Genomic DNA, 20,957 nt, shown 5'->3' with positions numbered 1-20,957 from the left:
GTCTTTCTCGCTATGAAGATTTGCCGTGCTCAAACTTACACGGGGGTGAAGCCATAGGCCTTGCCGTCCTTGACGAAGACGCCGGTGCCCGGGAACGGGAAGTGCGAACCGGAAATGCGGATGTTGTCGGCAATCACCCGGTCGATGATCTTGTGGCGCGTGGTGATCGCCGTTGGCCCGTCCTGATCGTAGGCGCCCTGCCATTCCGGATGCGGCGCCAGAAGTGCGGGCACATACATGGTGTCGGCCGAGATCATGATCTGCTCCTTGCCGGAGTTGGCGAGATACACCGAGTGGCCGGGCGTGTGACCGGGGGCGGCGATGATCTGGATGCCGGGCGCCACCTCGGCGCCGTCCTCGACCAGCTTCCAGTTCTTCCATTTCGGGAAGTTCTCGGCGATGCGCTTGCCCGCCGGCTTGCGGCCTTCGGGCAGCTTGGCCAGCCGGCCGGGGTCGGTCCACCAATTGTATTCGGTGGCGTTGACGATCAGCTCGGCATTGGGGAACACCGGTGCGTTGGTGCCCTTTTCCATCAGGCCCCAGACATGGTCGGGGTGGAAATGCGAGATCATGATGGTGTCGATCGCCTTGTAGTCGATGCCGGCGGCGGCCATGTTGGCCGGCAGATGCGTGGCGTTGGTCTGCCACTGGCCGACGCCCGAGCCGGCATCCATCATGATCAGCTTGCCGTTCATCTTGAGCACGACGACGGTGAGCGGGATGGGCATGAAGTCGGTGGGCAGGCCCGCCTTGGCGAGTGCGGCCTTGGTGTCGTCGACGGACACATCCTTGATGAAGGCCGGGTCGTGTGGCTTGCGCCAGATGCCGTCATAGATGGCGGTGATCTCGATATCGCCGACCTTGTATTTGTAGAAGCCGACGGTGGGCTCGACCGGCGCGTCGGCGAAGGCAGGCCGGGTGAATTCCAGCCTGCCGGCAAGGCCGAAGGCGGCAGCGGCGGCGGCGGATTGAAGAACTGTGCGACGTGTCATGCTGAACATGGGTTTTCTTCTCGGTTGAGTGGTGGCTAAAGTCGCGAAGGAAATGACGGAGGGCCAAGCCCCTGGCCCTCCGTCGCTGATTGCGGATTGGGGGGAGCACGGTCGGGATCCGGTGCCGGCCCCATGAACTCAGCGGCCCCAGATGCCCTGGCCGGGTTCCTCCGCATCAGATTGCATCGCCGCCTGCATGCCGTGGCGGACCATGTCGGCCTTGCGGATCGAAGCGGTGGTGGTGGTGTCGACGGCCGTCTGGCTGGCGGCTTGCGAACCAAAATGGTCGCTGCCGGCAAAGGCGCTGGTGGTGGCGACCAGGATGGCGGCGGCGGTGAGAGCGATGTTTTTCATGTCGATGGTTCCTGTTTGTTGAGAAATTGCTTGAAGGCGCGCTCAGCGGCCCCAGAGGCTGTCGTTGTTGTGCCGGGTGATGATGTCCTGAACCGACCCCTGGCTCGGCCCGGTCGTCACCTTGGTGTCGACGCCATTCTGGTGCGCGGCGTAGGGGATCGAGGCAGTGGCGTTGCTGTCGACGGTGGCGACAGGCTGGTTGGCATTGTTGGCGCCGTGGTCGCTGGCGGCGAAGGCAGAGCTTGCGGCAAGCAACATCGCAGCCGCGCTGAGTGCGAGCTTGGTCATTCCGATAATCCTTGTTTCGTTTCTTCGGGTCGCGGGCCGGGAGATTGGCCCCGCTGACAACAAGACCCGGGACGGCCGCGCTTTATTCCCGGGAGGTGTGAGAATTTTTTGGAAGCGCAGAAACTGGCGGCAACGGCCATGCAGATGAGCGCCGAGACACAATCCAGAAACAAAATTCAACAGTTCGGAAAAACTGGCGAAAAGATCGGATGGCATAACCATCCCGCAGCGGCCGGAGAATGGGCCGCGGCAAAACACGAACGGGACCGGCAATGCAAAGAGGCTCGAACGGATGGATGGGTGCCCTGCTCGGCACGTCGCTCGCCGCCGGCAGCGCCGAACCGCCCCGTGCCCGTGTTCCCGGACATGTGATCATGGGGCTATCGAATCCGTGATACCGGGCCGGCCAAAGAGGGGTGCGTCTCGGCGGTCCGTGATCGCCGGCCGGGATTCCGGACTCTTCCGTTTTGGAAGCGTCGGTCATCCCACCTCCATCAACAACGGTCAGATTGAAGCGGCGGCGTAGCCGAAATTGCCTGCCGTCGTGGCGGCATGATTGAGATGTTCCTGGCGCTGCTCGGCCAGGACGAGAAAGTTTGGAAATGGATCACGGTATCGATATCGCCGAACTGGACAGGGACACGGCAAGACCGGGCGGCCAGCCCGAAGCCGGCCTCGGAAGCATCGAAGCGCTCGTAAGGATTGCCTCCGATCCCGGGTTGATGGCGCGCAGCCAGGTCCTGGCGGGTGCCGATTTCGCCGGGCATGGGCAGCCCGGTGAGCGGCTCGACACGGTCTTCGAGCAGCTCGCCGAGACATTCGCCTCGTTGCCGGCGGTGATCTCCGATGGACGTGTCTGGACGTATCGGGAGCTGGACAAGCGCGCCAACCAGTTCGCCCGTGTGCTGATCAAGCGTGGCGTGCGGCCGGGCCACCGGGTCGGGCTTATTCTCGACCGGTCGGCCGAGACCTATGTTGCCTTGCTCGCGGTGATGAAGGCTGGCGCGGCCTTCGTGCCGCTGGCCACCGCGTTTCCCGAAGAGCGCATGGCACTCATCATCGAAGACGCCAGCGTAAGCCTGATCGTCACCATCGCCGCCTATGCGTCGCGCGCCGACAAACTGCCCGTTCCGCACCTGTTGATCGACAGCGCCGCCGCAGAAATCTCCAAACAGTCCAGCGCGCCGCTGAAGCCGCACAAGGCGCCGGTTCAAGCCGATGGCACCTGCTACATCCTCTACACCTCCGGCACCACCGGCAGGCCCAAGGGCGTGGTCATCAAGCACCAGAGCTTCGTCAACTTCATCCGGGTCGCCGCCGCGTCCTACGGCTACCGGCCGGGCGATCGCGTCTACCAGGGCATGACCATCGCCTTCGACTTTTCCTCCGAGGAGATCTGGGTGCCGTTTGTCGCCGGTGCGACGGTCGTGCCCGCACCTGGCCAGTTGCCCCTCGTCGGCGAGGAACTGGCGGATTTCCTGCGGCTCAATGATGTGACCTGCATGGCCTGCAGCCCGACGCTTCTGTCGTCGATGACATCAGATGTGCCCAGCCTGCGCACGCTGCTGGTGGGTGGCGAGGCCTGCCCGCACAATCTGGTGGTGCGCTGGTCGAAGCCGGGGCGGCGGATCCTCAACACCTATGGCCCGACCGAGGCGACCGTCACGGCAACGATGGGCGTGCTGACGCCGGACAAGCCCGTCACCATTGGCGCGCCGCTGCCCACCTACTCCATCGCCATTCTCGACCCCGAAGTGCCGGCGCTTGCCCAGCCTGGCGAATTGGGAGAGATCGGCATCGCCGGCATCGGGCTTGCGGTCGGCTACCTCAACAGGGCCGACCTCACCGAACAGAAATTCATCGCCGATTTCCTCGGCCTGCCGAACAATCCGTCGAAGCGCATCTACCGCACGGGCGACCTTGGCCGGATCAACGACGATGGCGAGATCGAGTATGCCGGGCGCATCGACACCCAGGTGAAGATCCGCGGCTATCGCATCGAACTCGGCGAGATCGAGGCGGTGCTGCTGGACCAGCCTGACATCGCGCAGGCCGCCGTCACCACCTGGGAGATCGAGCCCGGCCGCGTCGAACTCGTTGCCTACTACGCACCCAGGACCGGAGTGCCCGCGATCTCGCGCGCCGATCTCGCCCAGACGATGAAGCGACGCCTGCCGGATTACATGGTCCCGTCCTACCTGGAGGAACTGCCGGCGATTCCGATGACGGTCTCCAACAAGGTCGACCTTCGCCAGCTGCCGAAGCCGACCAGCGTACGGCTTTCCGCCGACCGGGAGATGGTTGCGCCCGGCAATGACGACGAGCGCTTCCTGGCCGAAGCGCTGGCCGCGGTGCTGAAATTCGACGAGGTGTCGGTCGAGGACAATTTCTTCGATGACCTCGGCGCCAACTCGCTGCTGATGGCGCATTTCTGCGCGCGCGTGCGCACCCGGAAGGAATGGGCGACGACGTCCATGCGCGACATCTATCTCTATCCGACCGTGGCGCGCCTCGCGCGGCATCTGGGCGTACCGGATGCGATGACGACGGCCACCAACGAGCCCGTTCTCACGCGCCGGGCCTCGAATTTCGCCTACTGGACCTGCGGCGCGGCACAGCTGCTGTTCTACGGGCTCTACAGCTACGTGGCGCTGTGGGCGATCAACGACGGCCTCAACTGGATGTATGACGCACTCGACGATCCGCTGCAGCTCTATATCAGGTGCGTGGCGCTTTCGGCCGGCGTGTTCTTTGGCATGACGGGCTTTGCCGTCCTTGCGAAATGGGTGCTCATCGGCCGCTGGAAGGCCGAGGCGTTTCCGATCTGGGGCCTGCGCTACTACCGCTTCTGGATCGTCAAGACTCTGATCCGCACCGCACCGGTCGTGCTGTTCCGCGGCAGCCCGCTCTACAGCTTCTATCTGCAGCTTCTGGGAACCAGGATCGGCAAAAACGCCGTCATCGAATCCAAATCCGTGCCCGTCTGCACGGATCTGATTTCAATTGGCGCCAACACCATCCTGCGCAAGGAATCGCTGATCCTCGGCTTTCGCGCCCAGTCCGGCTACATCCATATGGGTCCCCTGACCATCGGCCGCGATGCCTTCGTGGGTGTGGGCTCGACGCTCGACATCGACACCGCGATCGGCAACGGCGCCCAGCTCGGCCATGCGTCCGCGCTGCTGCGCGGGCAAAGCATCCCGGACGGCGAACACTGGCATGGATCGCCGGCAGTGCCGACCACGGCGGACTATTGCAAGGTGCGCAATGAGAACCCCTCCAACATCCGGCGCTTCCTCTTCGAAGCGGTCCAACTCATCGGGCTGTTTGCCATTGTCATCCCGCTCCCGCTGCTGTTCCACAGCTATTGGGAGAATGTCGGCGACGACTATCAGGAGACGATCGGCCTCGTCGCGATCGGCACCACGGTCACGCTTTTCGGCTATATCGCCGTGGCTTTCCTGGCGGCGACACTGTTGCCCCGCCTGACCAGCCTGGTGCTGAAGCCAGGCCGCACCTACGCGCTCTACGGGTTCCGCTACTGGCTGCAGGCCGCCACCGAATTCTCGAGCAACTCCCGTGTCCTGGGGCTGCTGTTCGGCGACAGCTCGGCGATCGTGCACTACATGCGCGCCATCGGCTGGAACCTCAACAAGGTGGTGCAGACCGGTTCCAACTTCGGCTCCAACCAGCAGCATGAAAACCCGCTGCTGTGCGAGATCGGCACCGAGACCATGGTGTCGGACGGCCTGTTCATGATCAACATGCACAAGTCCGCCTCGGCGTTCCGGCTCGAGCCGACAAGGATCGGCGAGCGCAACTATCTCGGCAACAACATCTACTACCCGCCGGATGGACGCACCGGCGACAACGTCCTGCTCGGCACCAAGGTGATGATCCCCATCGACGGGCCGTTGCGCGAGAATGTCGGGCTTCTCGGTTCGCCTGCCTTTGAAATCCCGCGCATGGTCAACCGCGACAAGGAACTCATCGCCGGCGTCGATGAGGCTGACCGGCGCCAGCGCATCCCGCACAAGAACCTTCACAACGCGGTGACGATCGTCCTGTTCATCGCCACGCAATGGGTCATGCTGTTCGCCACGCTGGCGATCTGGGACCGGGCGCTGAACTACTACACCGAATGGGCGGAGGTGGCGCTGTTCGTCGCCGTGCTCCTGACCTCGGCGATCACCATTCCGTTCTACATCCTGGTCGAGCGGGCAAGCCTTGGTTTTGGCAGGCTGAAGCCTCAGATGACGACGATCTACGACGTCGCGTTCTGGCGCCACGAACGCCATTGGAAGCTCGCGGATTCGCCGATCGTCAACCTGTTCGGCGGCACGCCGTTCCGGCCGATGATCCTGCGCCTGCTCGGCGTCAAGGTGGGCAAGCGCGTCTATGACGGCGGCAGCAACCTGACCGAGCGCTCGCTGGTCGAGATCGGCGACGACGTCACCCTCAACGAGGGCTGCGTCATCCAGGCCCATTCGCTGGAGGAAGGCGCGTTCAAGTCCGACTACATCCGCATCGGCAAGGGCTGCACGCTCGGACCTTCCGCCTTTGTCCACTACGGCGTCGTGATGGGCGAAGGGTCGGTGGCCGATGTCGATTCCTTCGTGATGAAGGGCGAAGAGCTCGAGCCCTACTCCATATGGCGCGGCAACCCGGCCAAGCTGCACCGGTTCGTGACCCCGGTCACGGACGATGGCGCCAAGGCTTCGGCTTGATTGCGTTGGAAGCCGCGTCTTGACGGACCAGCCCCGCAAGAGTGTGGAAATCCGTCTCGCCCCGGTGACCGAGGCCAACCGGGCCCTGGTCGCGTCCCTTGAACTGGCCCCGGACCAGATGGATTTCGTCGCCAGCAATGCGGAGTCCCTGGACGAGGCCCGCCTTGATGAAGACGCGCGGCCGCGCGTTGTGATGGCTGGGGATCGTGTCGTCGGTTTCCTGATGTATGAGGCACCACAGGACGACGACGAGGCGCGCATCTACCGCTTCATGATCGACCGCGCCAGCCAGGGCAAAGGCTATGGCAAGGCCGCGTTGCGCGAAGTGTTGGGCGAAATCGGCAGCCTCCGCCACGTCAGGCACGTTTCCATTTGCTACGAACCGGACAATGACGCGGCACGACGGCTCTACCATGCCGCCGGTTTCGTGGAAGAAGGGCTCGACGAGGACGGAGAAATGATCGCCGATCTGGTCCTGCCGGCGGATGACATTTGACGACGCCGCCTGAAGTCGCGCTTGCGCAGACATCCCTGCTGCGGGCGATGGCCGCCATCGCGCCAGGCAGTGTCCGCATCGGATGCCGTGTGATACGCGACGCGGACGAGACCCATCTGCTGCCCGAGGAAGCGCGTTCCCTCCCCGCGCGCCAGCCAGCCATGCGGTGCGCGAGCGGAGCGGCCCGCTGGATCGCGCACGGGCTGCTGGCGGAATTTTGCGTCAACGACACCGCCGTCCTTCGCGCGCCATCCGGCGCGCCGGTCTGGCCCGAAGGGATAACGGGTTCGCTCGCCCATGACAACGAAATGGCCGTGGCGGCGATCGCGCCTGTTGGCCGCATCGCCTCCCTCGGCATCGATGTCGAGCCCGCGTTGGCCCTGCCCGACGACATCCTCGCGCTCGTCGCAACCCGTGCGGACCGGACAGACGCGGCGGACCGGCATCTTGCCGGCCGCATCCTCTTTTCAGCCAAGGAAGCGGTCTACAAGGCGGTCTATCCGCTTGATCGCGAGATCCTCGGCTATGAGGACATCGCCGTGGACCTCGACGCCGGCCACGCGACGACCAAGACCGGCCGCAGGGTCAGCCTCGCCTACTGCGTTGCCCCGCGCGTGGTCGTCTTGGCCTTTGTTGAACAGGGTGCGGGTTAGGATCGGGAACCGGGCGTTGCGTGTGGCCCGGTTTTCTACGTCCCGACGATCTCCGTATAGGTCCGGACCTCGCCATCAAGGCCCCGCATCCGCCAGCTCTCCCCGTCCTGCGCCTCGACATAGCACGGCCCGAGCGGCACTTTCCCCCCGCCTTCCGGCAGGTCGAGCACGTAGATCGGGTTGCAGATGCCCGACAGGCGCGCCCGCAGCGCTTCGGCGAGCGCCTGTCCCTGCGCGATCGTGGTGCGCCTATGCGCCATCCCGCGCGCGAGGTCGCCATGGTGCAGGTAATAGGGTTTGACGCCGAGGCGGTACATCAGCTCGCGGCAGAGCTCCTCCATCACCTCGACCGTGTCGTTGACGCCCTTGAGCAGGACGCTCTGGTTGAGCAGCACGAAGCCCGCCTGCCGCATCGTGCGGCAGGCCGCCTCGGTGGCGTCGGTGATCTCCCGGGCATGGTTGAAATGGGTGACGACGGTGACCATCAGCCGCCCCTGCAACGCCGCGACCAGCCCCGACGTGATGCGCGACGGCAGCGCGACCGGCACGCGCGTGTGGATGCGCAACAGCCGCACATGCGCGATCGCCTCGATGCGCGCGAAGATTTCGGCCAGCGCCTTGTCGGGCAGCGACAGCGGATCGCCGCCGGTCAGGATCACCTCGCGAATCTCGGGATGACCGGCGATATAGGCCAGCGCCGGCTCCAGCGCCTCGCGCGTGTAGCCGCGGCCGATCGCCGTCAGCGATTCCTTGCGGAAGCAGAACCGGCAATAGACCGCGCATTGATAGGTCGGGAACAACAGCACCCGGTCGGCATGGCGATGCGTCAGCCGCGGCACCGGGCTGAAATCATGGTCGGCGATAGGATCGTCAAGTTCGCCCTCCGCCTCCTCCAGTTCCTCGGGCGACGGGATGACCTGCGCGCGGATCGGGTCGGCGGGGTCGTTCCAGTCGATCAGGTCGAGATAGGCTTTGGGGATGCGAACCTTGTGGTTCGCCGCCGCGCCTTGAGCCGCCGCGCGCTCGCCTGGCGACAGCGGCAGCGAAGCGAGATCGCGCACATGGCGAACGCCCTGGCGAACATCGTCCTGCCAGGCGGCGTCGGCGTGCAACTCTGCAGGTGTGCCTGCCGCATCGGAGACAGCCATGCTGGCGTCCGAGATGTCGAGGTGTGAGGTCATCGAAGGTTCCTTGAATTCGGAAGCGCTCGATACAGCATTGGAGTTTGGGGGTGAAGACAATAAGCGGTGCCAGAGTACGGACGGGAGGCCGCGACGCCCCTGCCCTTCGCCGCAATAAGGGGTGTGGTGCCATCGGAGACTGCGAGAAGTTGGGTTGTCAGGATCGCGCAAACGCCAGCAGGTCGGTTATATCGCCATTGTCTGCCTTCTTGAGGCTCGCGATGTAGAACTTGCGCAACGCGCCGGTGTCGTCCTGAAGGTTGCCGCTCCCCCATGTGAAAGGCTTTCCGCCAAGGCTCTCTATCAGCAGATCGCCCATCATGCGCGAATGGCGGCCGTTGCCGTTCGTATAGGCGTGCAAGAACACGAGTTGATGATGAAACCGCACGGCGATCTCGTCCGGAGGGAAGGTCTTGCTTTCAATCCAGTAGTGGAATTGATCGAACAGCTCGGCGCTCCTGACCGCAATCTGCCAACGCGGAACACCGATACCGTCCAGCTCGACCCGACGGTACTCACCAGCCCAGTTCCAGACCTTGCCGAACATGGCCTTGTGCAGTTTGCGGGAAAACGCATCGGTTGCAACGGCAAGCGGCTTGAGCTTTCTGCGATGTGCCCAAGCAAGACCACCTGCAATGTTATCTTCTTCAGCGACGTTGAGGTCATCGCGGCTTTGAATCCATGTCGGGATCAGCTTCTTCTGATCGTCCGGCTGGATTGGTGTCGCGGCCGCAAGGGGCGTGAAAATGTCCTTCACGCTTCGCCCCAAAGGTCGCGATCGCGAAGCTCGTTTCGAATATAATCGTCGATCCGCGCCTCAAGGTCGGACCTGCTTGTCGCCTGATCCTCAAGGCGCATCGTGTGCGACACTCGTGTCAGCGCCTCGAGAGCAATTTCGCGCGCACGGTTTCGGATCATATCCTCCAGAGAGGTATCCGGCACGATTGCATAGACGAGCTTTCCGCCCAAAGCCTGGGCGACACGACGCAATGTCTGGAGCTGAATGGTGCCATTTTCTTCGGACAGCTCAAATGCCCTGATCGTTTGCTGGGCTACTCCAATACGCTTGCCTAGTTGCGCCCCTGACATGCCGAGGCAATCACGGATTGCCCTGATCCAGCCTCTAGGTGGGGGCGTGAAACGTTCGATCGGCTTGGCGAGCAAGAGCCTCGCATCAAGGCGTTTAAGTGCGCGGTCATTTAACTTCTTCATATTGCAACCTGTCGATTGGCCACAGTTTCACATATCATAGCATGTTTCATTTTTGTATATTACAGCCTATGATATGTTAAATATTTCGATTATGACAGGCTGTAATATGTATTTCGCAGCTGGATCCGATCGGACGACGGCAGGCTTGCCAAGTGCTGCCGGGGAAAAGGCATAGCGCCACCCACCCCGCCCCCAACTTTCGCCGCATCGACCACGACCGCGATTTCAGGCATCTATGAACCGACAGCGCCCCATGGAGGAGATGGGTCGCCGCCAGGGAGGACTGCCATGACCCAAACAACTCCGGCGCGGTTGCCGCGCTATGACGATGCCGTTGCGCGATTCCGCATCGAGGATGAAGTAGCGCGTCTTCAGGGCGATCCCGCCACCGGGATCAACGCCTATGTCGAATGCTGCGCCCGCCACACCGGGCAGAACCGGCTGGCATTGCGCGCGATCTCCGCCAGCGGTGAGCTGCGGGAATTCATCTTCGACGATCTCGACGACATGTCGGGCCGCGTCGCCAATCTGCTGCAAGCGGCAGGCGTCGGCCCCGGCGATGTCGTCGCCGGCATGCTGCCGCGCATTCCCGAACTGGTGGCAACCATTCTCGGCACATGGCGCATCGGTGCCGTCTATCAGCCGCTGTTCACCGCCTTCGGCCCGAAGGCCATCGACCACCGGCTGAAGACCAGCGGCGCCAGACTCGTCGTCACCAACACGGCCAATCGCGGCAAGCTCGACGAGGTGGAGCACTGCCCCCGGGTTGCGACCATCCTCGCCCCCGGCGAAGCCTTGCCGGCGGGCGACATCGATTTCCGCGCGGCCTTTGCCGCTGCCTCGTCCGACCGCGAGCCGGTGATGCGCAAGGGCGACGACCTGTTCATGATGATGTCGACCTCGGGCACGACCGGCCTGCCCAAGGGCGTGCCGGTGCCGCTGAGTGCATTGATGGCCTTCGGCGCCTATATGCGCGATGCCATCGGGCTCACCCCCGACGACGTCTTCTGGAACATCGCCGATCCCGGTTGGGCCTACGGCCTCTATTACGCCATCACCGGCCCCTTGCTGCTCGGCATCGCGACGACCTTCAACGAAGGCGCCTTCACCGCCGGAAGCACCTACGACATCATCGAGCGCCTCGGCGTCACCAGCCTCGCCGGTTCGCCCACCGCCTTCCGCCTGCTGCTGGCCGAAGGCCCGGAGGCCGCCGCCCGCATCCAGGGCCGCCTGCGCGTGGTGAGCAGCGCCGGCGAGCCGCTCAACCCGGAAGTGATCCGCTGGTTCGACGCCCATCTCGCCGCACCGATCCATGACCACTACGGCCAGACCGAGAACGGCATGATGGTCAACAACCATCACGGCCTGTCGCACCCCGTGCGCCCGGGTTCGGCCGGCTTTGCCATGCCGGGCTACCGCATCGTCGTGCTGGACGAGGCCGGCCAGGAGCTTGGCCCCAACCAGCCCGGCGTCCTTGCCGTCGACATCGCCAACTCGCCGTTGCGCTGGTTCGGCGGCTATCACCAGGCGGAAACCCCGGCCATATCGGGCGGCTATTACCGCACCGGCGACACGGTCGAGTTCGAGCCGGACGGCTCGATCAGCTTCATCGGCCGGTCGGATGACGTCATCACGTCCTCCGGCTATCGCATCGGGCCGTTCGACGTTGAAAGCGCGCTCATCGAGCATCCGGCGGTCAACGAGGCGGCGGTGGTCGGCGTGCCTGATCCGCAGCGCACCGAGATCGTCAAGGCCTTCGTCATCCTGGCGCCGACCTGGCAAGGCAGCCCGGAACTCGCCGAGGAACTCGCACAGCATGTCCGCAAGCGCCTGTCGGCCCACGCCTATCCGCGCGAGATCGATTTCGTGACGGAACTGCCGAAGACACCGAGCGGCAAGATCCAGCGATTTTTGCTGCGCAAGGCCGAGGTGGAGAAGCGGAAGCAAGGGTGACGGGATAGCGAGGCTTTCGATGGTCCAGGCGTCGCAAGACGCTTCTGGTTGACGTGGTGCCGCACAATAGCCACCAAGACGCTCGATAGGCTGCCAAAGCCAGGACAAAAAGCGGGAGGCTTAGGTCATGCGGTTGGTCTGGACGATCGTGTTCGCTCTGGTGAGCGGCTTGGCTTTCGCGGCCTCGCCGGAGGACGACTATATCGCCGCGCGCGACAAGGCGATTGCGGCCATCGCGGCACTCAACAGCGCGAATGCTCCGGTGGAAACGCTCGATGCGGCCGACGCCAAGGCGCGGGCCGATCTTGAAGGGCGCCTTTCCTCTCTTCTCGGCCCCCTGGCGGTTGCGGGTTTTCCGGCGACCGGCACCAGCAATCTCGAAAGCCTGAGCGACGCCGATGTCGGATACGGCATGCTCGACGGGCTGAGATACGCCAGGACTGATGACGGCCCAAGCCTCGTGGCGACGACGCGAGGGCTCCTCGATCGCTGGCTTCGATCCAGGGCTACCGAAACGGACGCGAATCTCAAACTGCCCACCGGCATCGACGAGGCGCTGAAACTCGATGCCTTCTACACCCAGGCGATCAGCAGCGACGCCGCGTTCATGGGGACGCTCGACTTTCCGCTGAAGAAGCCCGAAGGCGCCGACATCGCCATCGCGCGGCTTGGCGGCTGGACGCAGGACGTAGGCCCGATCCAGGAACAGCAGGTCATCGTCACGCTCGTCAAGGGCAACAGCGTCATGATCGCCTCGGCGCCCGCCGCGCAGCCTGTTCCGAAGATCGCGGCCTGCGAGGCCATCTGGACCTCGGCCGACGCCGCTGCCCAGAAATTGGCCGCCCAGGCTTCCGGGCAAAAGGACGAAAAGGCATATGATGCCGCCAATGCCGCCTGGGAAAAAGGCGACGGCGACTACCGCAAATGCATGGGCGAGCGCCTGCCGGGCGACCCGGTCTTTCCGGCGCTTCTCAGCCAGGCGCAGCAGCTTGCCGATCACATGGCCGGCAAGTAGGCGTCCTCCTGGAAGACGGAATGGAGAAGCGGAAACAGGGATGAAAAGTGGGCGCGGCGCCGACGCTGCCGATCTCCCCACCTGTGGGGGAGATGGCCGGCAGGCGAGAGGGGGGCGCGAAGGAATACCAACCCTCGCCCGTCCACTTCCAGGCCCAGCGCCGCGCGTCCCTCTGAAAAAGCCTCCAGGCGATGCACGAAACAAGCGTGAGAGCACAACGATTGATTGAGGCAGAAGTCGGAGGGACAGCGCCCCCCTCTGCCCTGCCGGGCATCTCCCCCACGAGGGGGGAGATTGGCGCTTCAGCGCCCCGCTCTCGCCTCCTCAGCCCTCACACATCCGGCCCGTTGCGCAGGCCAGCGTCGTGAGGGCATTTCCAATCGTCTCGAACGCCAGCTCGGGGATAGAACGCACCCGCCTACGGGTTGGCCGTTTCAATCGCGGTATCGCCGCGGATCCGGAAAGCCCGCGGCAATCCGAGAACGGAGGCCGACGCGATCATCGGCTCGAGGTCGTCGGCCCCTTTATTCCCTATTCCTTCACGCGATAGGATTCCGGCACGACGAACACTTCGTCGGCACGGCCATAGCCGCCATCGGCGACCTCTTCCACCAGCACCATCGTGTAGGGCCGGACGCCTTCGCCGAAAAATTCGACGAACATCGCCGTCGTGCGATGGATGAGGTCTTCCTTCTGCGCCTTGGAGAGAGCCGCTTGCGGCATCTTGATGTTGGCGAATGGCATGATCGTTTCCTTCTCTTTGAGGGTGGGTTTCAGGCTTTGGGGTGAAGCAGGTCGGCAAGGCCGATCCGCTCCATGAGTTGCGCACGCACGCGGTCGGCGACGCCGTTGACGATCGCGGCGCCATCGTCGGAGGGGTCGATGTGCACGCGCAGCGGACGCCTTCCATGCGGCATGGCGACGAGGTCGACGATTGCCGTGGCGACGTCAGCCGGATCGGCATCCGCCGGCTCGAGCGAAGCCAGCCCGTTCAGCACCTGCTGATCGACATCGGCGTAGGGGCCGGACCAGTAGAGCGCGGCTCGCGCCGCATCCGCGGGCGTGGCGGCGTGGTGAAAATGCTCCGTACCCTTGGTAAAGGCGCCCGGCACGACGATCGTCGTTTCGATGCCGAAGCGGGCAAGTTCCAGCGCATAGCTCTGCGCCAGCGCATCCATGCCGGCCTTCGCCGCGAAATAGGCCGCGAGGAACGGCGGCGTGCCGCCACGCGTGCTGCTCGAGCCGACCCAGATCATCTGCCCTCTGCCGCGAGAGCGCATATGCGGCAAGGCCGCACGGTTGACGCGCTGCGTGCCGACGACGTTGACGTCGTAGAGCTGCGCCAGCTGTTCGGGCGCAAAAGCCTCGGTCGGTCCGAACGCCATATGCCCGGCATTGTGGATGAGCACGTCGAGACGGCCGGCTTCGCTCAGGATCAGCCTGACCGCCGCTTCGGCGGAGGCGTCGGAAGTGACATCGAGCGCGATGGGCTCGAGCGCCAGGCCCTCGTCGCGGGCGAGCTTTTCCATCTCCGCTGCCGCCACGCCACCGCGCGCCAAGGGGTCGCGCATCGAGGCATAGACCGTGTGGCCAGCTCTTGCGAGTTTCCGTGCGGTCATCGCGCCGAAGCCGCTGGAGGCGCCGGTGATCAGAATTGTCTGTTTCATCGTGGCCTCCTCAGATCACGCCGCCATTGGCGCGGATGATTTGCCCATTGACCCACAAGCTGTCCGGCCCGGCCAGGAATGAAACCACGCCTGCGATATCGTCGGGCCGGCCGAGCCGGCCGAGCGGGATCATTTTGCCGATGGCCTCGACCTGCGCCTCGCTCTTGCCGTCCAGGAACAGCGCCGTCTCGACCGGCCCCGGCGCCACCGCGTTGACGGTGACACGGCGCGCGCCAAGCTCCTTGGCCAGGATGTGGGTCATCGCCTCGACGCCCGCCTTGGTGGCCGCATAGACGCCGTAGCCCGGCTGGTAGAGGCCGACGACGCTGCTGGAAAAGTTGATGATGCGGCCGCCATCGCGAAGGCGCTTTGCACCTTCCCGCATGCCGCGGAACACGCCGCCGAGATTGATCGCGATCTGCGTGTCGAACGAAGCGTCATCGGTCTGCGCGATCGGCGAAAGCTTCATGATGCCGGCATTGTTGACGAGGATGTCGATGCCGCCGAAGGCCTTTTCGCCGGCGTCGAAAAGAGCGGCGATGCCGGCCGGATCGGCGATATCGGCCTGAACGGCGATCGCCTTGCCGCCGCCAGCTTCGATCGCACGCACAAGCTCTTCGGCCTCAGCGCGTCCCCGCGCATAGTTGACGACGACGGCGACGCCGTCGCGGGCGAGCCGCTGCGCGATGGCCGCGCCGATGCCTTTGGAGGCGCCGGTCACGATCGCCGTTCTGGTTTGGTCAGATGTCATGGAAGTCTCTCCGTGTTGTTGGTGACACGGATATAGGCCAAGCCGTTTCCCGGATAATCAGCAGCCTATTGACATCACTATTCGGAAACTGCGAACAAAGGCCATGGATCGGCTGGATGCGATGCGGCTCTTTGTTCGCGTTCTGGAGCGGCGCAGCTTCACCGCTGCCGCCGCCGATCTCGGCCTGCCGCGTTCAACCGCGACGGAAGCGATCAGGCGGCTCGAAGAGCATCTCGGCGCGCGGCTGCTGGAACGAACGACGCGGCAGGTGAATCCCACGCAGGACGGCGAGGCCTACTATCGCAGTTGCCTGTCGATCCTGGCGGAGATCGAGGATGCCGAGGCCGCCTTCCGCAATGCCGAGCCATTCGGCCTGCTGCGCATCGACGCCAGCACGCTGCTCACCCGCACTTTCCTGTTGCCGCGCCTGCCCGAATTCCTCGCCCGCTTTCCCCGCATCGACCTGCAGATCGGCCAAAGCGACCGGCTGGTCGATCTCGTGCGCGAGGGGGTCGATTGCGTCATCCGCGTCGGCGAGCCGCCCGACAGCGGCATGATCATGCGGCGGCTGGCGATGATCCGCGAGATCACCTGCGCCAGCCCCGCCTATCTCGAACGGCACGGCACACCCGCCTCCCCCGACGCGCTCGATGGGCACCAGGCGGTGGGTTTCGTCTCGTCGCGCACCGGCGAGACCCTCCCGTTCGAATTCACCGTCGGTGGCAAGACCCTTGAAGTCCGACTGCCGGGCCGCGTCGCCGCGAACAATTCCGACACCGCCGCCGATCTGGGGCGGCTTGGGCTGGGCTTGATCCAGGCGCCACGCTACCGTTTCGAGAAGGAACTCGCCGACGGGACGCTGGTCGAGGTGCTGGCCGACTACCCGCCCTCGCCGACGCCGCTGTCGGCGCTTTACCCGCAGAACAGGCAACTCTCGCCGCGCCTTCGCGTCTTCCTCGACTGGGCGTCGCGCATCTTCGCCGAGGCGAACCTGTAGCCGGTCCATCAAGCCCCGGTTCAGCCTGCGAGCCGAAATCCCGGCTGCCATGAGCCGATGCCGAAACTTGCATCCAGCTTGGAAGTTTTAATTTAAGCGTTTTCTACTAAGGTGCGACCGGGGGCTGTTGTTCAGGAAGGTATTCAGGTCGAATTGGCCATAACGGGATTCAATCTCGGCCGTGTCAAACAGGCCGTTTTCTCTTCCGCCAACTTGCCGGCGGCCATTGCTTTTGTTGTGCTTTTGGCCTGCGCCATCATTGCCGACCAGCAGAACAGCAAGGTCTCCGATCAACTGGCGCGCGCCGATGTGCTGGCCAAGGTCAACATCATCCGCGCCAAGCTCGAAGGCAACATAGGCGGCAATCTCCAGCTTGTTCAGGGCCTCGTCTCGACCATCGTTACAGAGCCCTACATGGGCCAGCAGAGATTTGCCTCGCTCGCGGCCAATCTGTTCCAGCAGAAATCGCAACTGCGCAACATCGCCGGCGCGCCCGACCTCGTCATCTCGTTGATGTACCCTCTGAAAGGCAACGAGAAGGCGATCGGCCTCGACTATCGCAAGAACGAGGCGCAACGCATGGCCGCATTTCGGGCGCGCGACCAGCGCGTGATGGTGTTTGCCGGCCCCGTCGACCTTGCCCAGGGCGGGCGCGGCTTCATCGGCCGCATTCCGGTGTTCGTGCCGACGGCGGGCGGCGGCGACCGCTTCTGGGGCATCGTCTCGGCGGTGGTCGATGTCGACCGCCTCTACGCGGCGAGCGGGCTGACCGACCCGGATCTCGACATCGATGTCGCACTCACAGGCAAGGATGCGCTGGGCGGCGGCGGCGAACGCTTCTTCGGCGGCGGCAATGTCATCGCCGGAAATCCCGTTTCGGCCGATGTGCAGCTGCCTTCAGGCTCCTGGCAGATTTCGGCCATCCCCAAAGGCGGCTGGCCAGCCGCGCCGAAGAACGAGTTGGCCTTGCGGGCGCTCATGCTGCTCGCCGGCGCGCTGGTGGTGCTGCCGATCATGGTGGCCGGGCGGCTCTTCGGCGAAAGGCAGAAAAACTACGCCGAGCTGAGACGCCTGTCCGGGCGCCTGGAGCTGGCGCTGGAGGCATCGGGCATCGGCGTTTGGGAACACGACCTCGCCACCCACAAAATGGTGTGGGATGACCGCGTCAACGAAATCTACGGCAAGCCGGCCGACGGCAAGCCGCGTGGCTATGACGACTGGGCGCGGGCGATCCATCCTGAAGACATCGGGCGGGCGCTGCGGGATTTCGATCTGGCCACCTTGAAAAAAGGCCCCTACTCCTCGCAATACCGGCTCCTGCGCCCCGACGGCACCATCCGCCATGTGCGCACCCGCGCCAGCTTCTTCAGGGATATCGACGGCACGCCAAAGCTGATCGGCGCCGAATGGGACGTGACCAGCGACGTGCTGCTCAACGAGACCCTCATGCGCGAGCGCCAATTGACGGAATCGAAGAACGCCGAGCTCAATCTCGCCAAGGCGCATATCGAGTATGCGGCGCTGCACGATTCGCTGACCGGCCTGCCCAACCGCCGCTATCTCGACGAACTGCTGGCCGAAACCGGCGAACCGGACCGCCACACGGCGCTGCTGCATCTGGATCTGGACCGCTTCAAGCAGATCAACGACACGCTCGGCCACGCCGCGGGCGATGCCATGCTGGTGCATGCCTCGAAGGTCATCAAGGCCAATGCGGGCCGTAACGATTTCGTTGCGCGCATCGGCGGCGACGAGTTCGTCGTGGTGAGCCATGGGCTTGACGACGAACAGCTCGCGACGCTCGCCGACCGTATCATCGAGGAGATGCGCCAGCCTGTCGACTATCTGGGCCATCCGTGCCGGTTCGGCGTGAGTATCGGCATTGCCGCCAACAGCGGCGTCGACGCCAGGCAGTTGCTCGTCAACACAGATCTCGCGCTTTACCGGGCGAAAGGCCGCGGCCGCAACCGCTACGAGTTCTTCAACGAAGAGCTGCAGAGCGAGATCATGCGGACCAAGCAGATCGCCGATGAGATCCTCGGCGGGCTGGAGCGCAACGAGTTCATCGCTTACTACCAGCCGCAGTTCGATGCCAGGACGCTCGAGATCGTCGGCGTCGAGGCGTTGTCGCGCTGGAAGCATCCGCGCCGCGGCATCCTGCCCCCCGACAGCTATCTCAAAGTGGCCGAAGAGCTCAACGTCGTGGCGCTGATCGACCGCACCGTGCTCGAACAGGCGCTGGAGAGTTTCGGGCGTTGGTCGCGCAGCCACCTCAACATCCCGCGCGTGTCGGTCAACGTCTCGGCCAGGCGCCTGGAGGACAAGGACTTGATCAGTGGCCTGCGCAAGCTCGGGATCGAGGAAGGAACCGTGTCGTTCGAGCTGGTGGAGTCCATCTTCCTCGACGAGAACGACGATCTGGTCATCTGGAACATCGAGCACATCAAGGAGCTCGGCATCGACATCGAGATCGACGATTTCGGCACCGGCCACGCCTCGATCGTCTCCTTGCTCAAGCTGCAGCCGCGCCGCCTCAAGATCGACCGTCAACTGGTCACGCCCATCACCGGCTCGACCGCTCAGCGGCACCTGGTGTCGTCGATCATCGAGATCGGCAAGTCGCTCGGCATCGAAGTGGTTGCCGAGGGCGTCGAGACGATGGAGCACGCGCGCATCCTGAAAGAGCTTGGCTGCGATATCCTGCAGGGCTACTTTTTGGGCCGCCCGATGGAGGCCAAGGCCTTCAAGGCCTTCGCCCAGTCGCGCAAATGGCTGGTCGCGGGGTAGTACGTCCCTGCAACCCCGGGGCCTCTCGCCCCACCATATCGTCACGAAAGCCCGCGCCTTCGCGTCATTTGCGGTTATGGTAGATGCTCGATAGTCGCCGCGATTGAGGTTTCCAGCATGGACAGACTGGCATGCGACCGGATGCTGGTTGCGGTCATCGAGCGCCGGAGCCTGTCCGCCGCGGCGCAAAAACTCGGCGTGAGTTCGGGTCAGGCGTCCAAGCTGGTTTCCCGGCTCGAGGAGGAGCTGGGCGTGCAGCTGCTTCATCGCACGACCCGCTCCGTCTCTCCCACGGAGGCCGGGCGCGCCTATTTCGAGCGGATCAAGAGCCTGCTCGAGGAGATGGACGAGCTGGATTCCACCATCCGCAGCGCGTCGGGGGCGCCGCGTGGGCGACTGGTCATGTCCGTGCCGATTACCTTCGGCACCCAGGTCCTCGCACCGCTTTTGGCGGAGTTCGCGCGGGCGCATCCGCTGATCGAGCTCGACGTGTCGTTCTCCGACCGCGTGGTCAATCTGGTGGAAGAGGGTTTCGACCTCGCCCTGCGTATCGGCACCTTGCGCGACAGCACCCTCATTGCGCGAAAGCTCTGCCCGATCCGGTTGGTGACGACGGCGGCGCCATCCTATCTGCACGCATTCGGCGCTCCTGACCGTCCCGGGGACGTGACCGGACACGCCTGCATCCTCGACACCAACTTCGCCGACGGGGCCAGCTGGCGTTTTGCGCGCGGCTTGACTGTGCCGATCCGTGGCCGGCTGCGCTTTTCCAACGCCGAGGCCTGCGCGGCCGCGGCGGCGATCGGCCTGGGTCTGGTGCAGGGGCCCAGCTTCGTCGCCGGAGAGCGGATCCGGACCGGCCAGCTCATACCCGTGCTGGCCAACCACGAGGCCGACCCGATGGCTCTTTGGGCCGTCTACACCACCGGCCGGCATCTGGCGGCCAAGGTGCGGGTGATGGTGGATTTCCTCGTCTCGCATTTCCAGGACAGCCCGCCTTGGGACCAGGGCTGGTAGACTTTCCAATCTGGAAGAAATCTTCTGCGATCTCACCAGATAGAAGTCTATACGGAACAAGTCCATATTCCCGTCATCGCCGCAGGGCAAGCTGACAGGAGTACAGGACATGACACTCGCAATCATCGGTACCGGTAATATGGCCAAAGGCCTCGCCACAGTGTTTTCGGGCAGCGGCAACGCCATCGTCTTCGGTTCGCGCCATCCGTCGGAGGCAGCCTCGCTGGCCAGCGGCTTCGGCGGCACCGTCTCCGCCGCCTCGATCCCCGACGCCGTCGCCAAGGCCGATATCGTCTTTCTCGCCGTGCCCTATGATGCAGCCGTCGCTGTGGTGAAAGCCGCCGGAGGCCTGGCGGGCAAGATCGTCGTCGACCTGACCAATCCCATGAAGGCCGACTTTTCCGGCCTGGCCATCGGCTTTTCGACCAGCGCCGCCGAAGAAATCGCGCGGCTCGCCCCGGAGGCCAAGGTGGTGAAGGGCTTCAACACCTTGTTTGCGTCGGTGCTGCAGAATGGCGGCAAGGTCGCCGGCACCCCGGCAACGGTGCTGCTCGCCGGCGACGACGCGGGCGCCGTCGCCCAGGTCGAGGCGCTGGTGAAAGCAGCCGGCCTCAAGGCCATCGTCGTCGGCCCCCTGGCCGCGGCGCGCAATATCGAGGCCGTCGCTGCCCTCAACATCGGCCTCGGATACGGCCAGGGCAAGGGCACCGATATCGCTCCGACCTGGGTCGGCATCTGATCCAGGCCTTGATCGCGCTCCGGCCTCGGCGGCCGCAACGCGCCATCGAAGAACAAAATAGCAAGCCGCGACGCGCCAGTTGATATCGGTCAAGTGGCGCGCCGCTACCCCCGTGGACAATCCCGCGG

General features: G+C 64.4%; 19 protein-coding genes. 10 read left to right on the top strand and 9 right to left on the bottom strand.

All coding sequences use genetic code 11. The features are described from left to right. Positions 1 to 35: 35 nt before the first annotated feature. The 3 genes from NR193_RS27565 to NR193_RS27555 all read right to left on the bottom strand — a co-directional run bounded on the left by NR193_RS27565 (position 36) and on the right by NR193_RS27555 (position 1,634). Positions 36 to 1,001 (bottom strand): MBL fold metallo-hydrolase, encoded by a 966-nt coding sequence (locus NR193_RS27565; RefSeq protein WP_256753863.1) that lies wholly within the window; start codon positions 999 to 1,001, stop codon positions 36 to 38. A 129-nt stretch (positions 1,002 to 1,130) separates the two neighbouring features. After that, positions 1,131 to 1,346 carry a DUF680 domain-containing protein gene (locus tag NR193_RS27560; RefSeq protein ID WP_256753862.1) on the bottom strand — a complete coding sequence of 72 codons (216 nt, stop codon included), beginning with the start codon at positions 1,344 to 1,346 and terminating at the stop codon, positions 1,131 to 1,133. Positions 1,347 to 1,388: 42 nt separating this feature from the next. Continuing rightward, positions 1,389 to 1,634 carry a DUF680 domain-containing protein gene (locus NR193_RS27555; RefSeq protein ID WP_256753861.1) on the bottom strand — a complete coding sequence of 82 codons (246 nt, stop codon included), beginning with the start codon at positions 1,632 to 1,634 and terminating at the stop codon, positions 1,389 to 1,391. A gap of 108 nt (positions 1,635 to 1,742) precedes the next feature. Here NR193_RS27555 and NR193_RS27550 point away from each other — a divergent pair, with 108 nt between their 5' ends. From NR193_RS27550 to NR193_RS27535, 4 genes are all read left to right on the top strand, one after another. Continuing rightward, entirely contained in the window at positions 1,743 to 2,006 is a 264-nt protein-coding gene (locus tag NR193_RS27550) for a hypothetical protein (RefSeq protein ID WP_256753860.1), read from the top strand. A 230-nt stretch (positions 2,007 to 2,236) separates the two neighbouring features. After that, positions 2,237 to 6,361, top strand: a complete 4,125-nt coding sequence (locus NR193_RS27545) for a Pls/PosA family non-ribosomal peptide synthetase (RefSeq protein WP_256753859.1) — start codon at positions 2,237 to 2,239, stop codon at positions 6,359 to 6,361. A 64-nt stretch (positions 6,362 to 6,425) separates the two neighbouring features. Further along, complete coding sequence (locus tag NR193_RS27540) at positions 6,426 to 6,857, top strand: GNAT family N-acetyltransferase (protein ID WP_256753858.1); 432 nt, start codon at positions 6,426 to 6,428, stop codon at positions 6,855 to 6,857. Continuing rightward, positions 6,854 to 7,510, top strand: a complete 657-nt coding sequence (locus NR193_RS27535) for a 4'-phosphopantetheinyl transferase (RefSeq protein ID WP_256753857.1) — start codon at positions 6,854 to 6,856, stop codon at positions 7,508 to 7,510. Before NR193_RS27540 ends, NR193_RS27535 begins: the two co-directional genes overlap by 4 nt. Positions 7,511 to 7,545: 35 nt before the next feature. On the opposite strand, the gene NR193_RS27530 is transcribed toward NR193_RS27535, so the two are convergent. The 3 genes from NR193_RS27530 to NR193_RS27520 form a co-directional block, all read right to left on the bottom strand. Beyond that, on the bottom strand, positions 7,546 to 8,691 hold the full coding sequence (locus tag NR193_RS27530; RefSeq protein ID WP_375162746.1) for a KamA family radical SAM protein: 1,146 nt from the start codon (positions 8,689 to 8,691) through the stop codon (positions 7,546 to 7,548). Between the two features lie 157 nt (positions 8,692 to 8,848). Next, positions 8,849 to 9,448 (bottom strand): mobile mystery protein B, encoded by a 600-nt coding sequence (locus tag NR193_RS27525; protein WP_256753855.1) that lies wholly within the window; start codon positions 9,446 to 9,448, stop codon positions 8,849 to 8,851. Then, positions 9,445 to 9,903, bottom strand: coding sequence for a mobile mystery protein A (locus tag NR193_RS27520; RefSeq protein WP_256753854.1), 459 nt, complete (start codon positions 9,901 to 9,903; stop codon positions 9,445 to 9,447). Before NR193_RS27520 ends, NR193_RS27525 begins: the two co-directional genes overlap by 4 nt. Before the next feature lie 288 nt (positions 9,904 to 10,191). On the opposite strand from NR193_RS27520, the gene NR193_RS27515 reads away from it, so the two are divergent. Beyond that, a complete protein-coding gene (locus tag NR193_RS27515; protein ID WP_256753853.1) occupies positions 10,192 to 11,856 on the top strand; it encodes an acyl-CoA synthetase in 1,665 nt (554 codons plus the stop codon). 127 nt (positions 11,857 to 11,983) lie between these two features. After that, positions 11,984 to 12,871, top strand: a complete 888-nt coding sequence (locus NR193_RS27510; protein ID WP_256753852.1) for a hypothetical protein — start codon at positions 11,984 to 11,986, stop codon at positions 12,869 to 12,871. 531 nt (positions 12,872 to 13,402) lie between these two features. Here the strand turns inward: NR193_RS27510 and NR193_RS27505 are convergent. The 3 genes from NR193_RS27505 to NR193_RS27495 are packed head-to-tail and all read right to left on the bottom strand — an operon-like array spanning position 13,403 to position 15,289. Then, positions 13,403 to 13,615 (bottom strand): 4-oxalocrotonate tautomerase family protein, encoded by a 213-nt coding sequence (locus tag NR193_RS27505; RefSeq protein WP_256753851.1) that lies wholly within the window; start codon positions 13,613 to 13,615, stop codon positions 13,403 to 13,405. A 29-nt stretch (positions 13,616 to 13,644) separates the two neighbouring features. Further along, on the bottom strand, positions 13,645 to 14,538 hold the full coding sequence (locus tag NR193_RS27500; protein ID WP_256753850.1) for an SDR family oxidoreductase: 894 nt from the start codon (positions 14,536 to 14,538) through the stop codon (positions 13,645 to 13,647). 10 nt (positions 14,539 to 14,548) lie between these two features. Further along, positions 14,549 to 15,289, bottom strand: coding sequence for an SDR family oxidoreductase (locus NR193_RS27495; protein WP_256753849.1), 741 nt, complete (start codon positions 15,287 to 15,289; stop codon positions 14,549 to 14,551). 103 nt (positions 15,290 to 15,392) lie between these two features. Between NR193_RS27495 and NR193_RS27490 the strand changes: the two genes are divergently transcribed. The 4 genes from NR193_RS27490 (at position 15,393) to NR193_RS27475 (ending at position 20,829) form a co-directional block, all read left to right on the top strand. Further along, positions 15,393 to 16,286, top strand: coding sequence for a LysR family transcriptional regulator (locus tag NR193_RS27490; protein ID WP_256753848.1), 894 nt, complete (start codon positions 15,393 to 15,395; stop codon positions 16,284 to 16,286). A gap of 153 nt (positions 16,287 to 16,439) precedes the next feature. Further along, positions 16,440 to 19,073 carry an EAL domain-containing protein gene (locus NR193_RS27485; RefSeq protein ID WP_256753847.1) on the top strand — a complete coding sequence of 878 codons (2,634 nt, stop codon included), beginning with the start codon at positions 16,440 to 16,442 and terminating at the stop codon, positions 19,071 to 19,073. 117 nt (positions 19,074 to 19,190) lie between these two features. Further along, positions 19,191 to 20,090 (top strand): LysR family transcriptional regulator, encoded by a 900-nt coding sequence (locus tag NR193_RS27480; RefSeq protein WP_256753846.1) that lies wholly within the window; start codon positions 19,191 to 19,193, stop codon positions 20,088 to 20,090. Positions 20,091 to 20,139: 49 nt separating this feature from the next. Beyond that, a complete protein-coding gene (locus NR193_RS27475; protein ID WP_309145403.1) occupies positions 20,140 to 20,829 on the top strand; it encodes an NADPH-dependent F420 reductase in 690 nt (229 codons plus the stop codon). Positions 20,830 to 20,957 lie beyond the last annotated feature (128 nt).

The organism is Mesorhizobium sp. Mes31 (assembly GCF_024519675.1).
In the GTDB taxonomy this organism is placed as follows: Bacteria; Pseudomonadota; Alphaproteobacteria; order Rhizobiales; family Rhizobiaceae; genus Mesorhizobium.
Note: the sequence above shows the minus strand (reverse complement) of the source record. Positions and strands in the feature narration are given on the sequence as shown.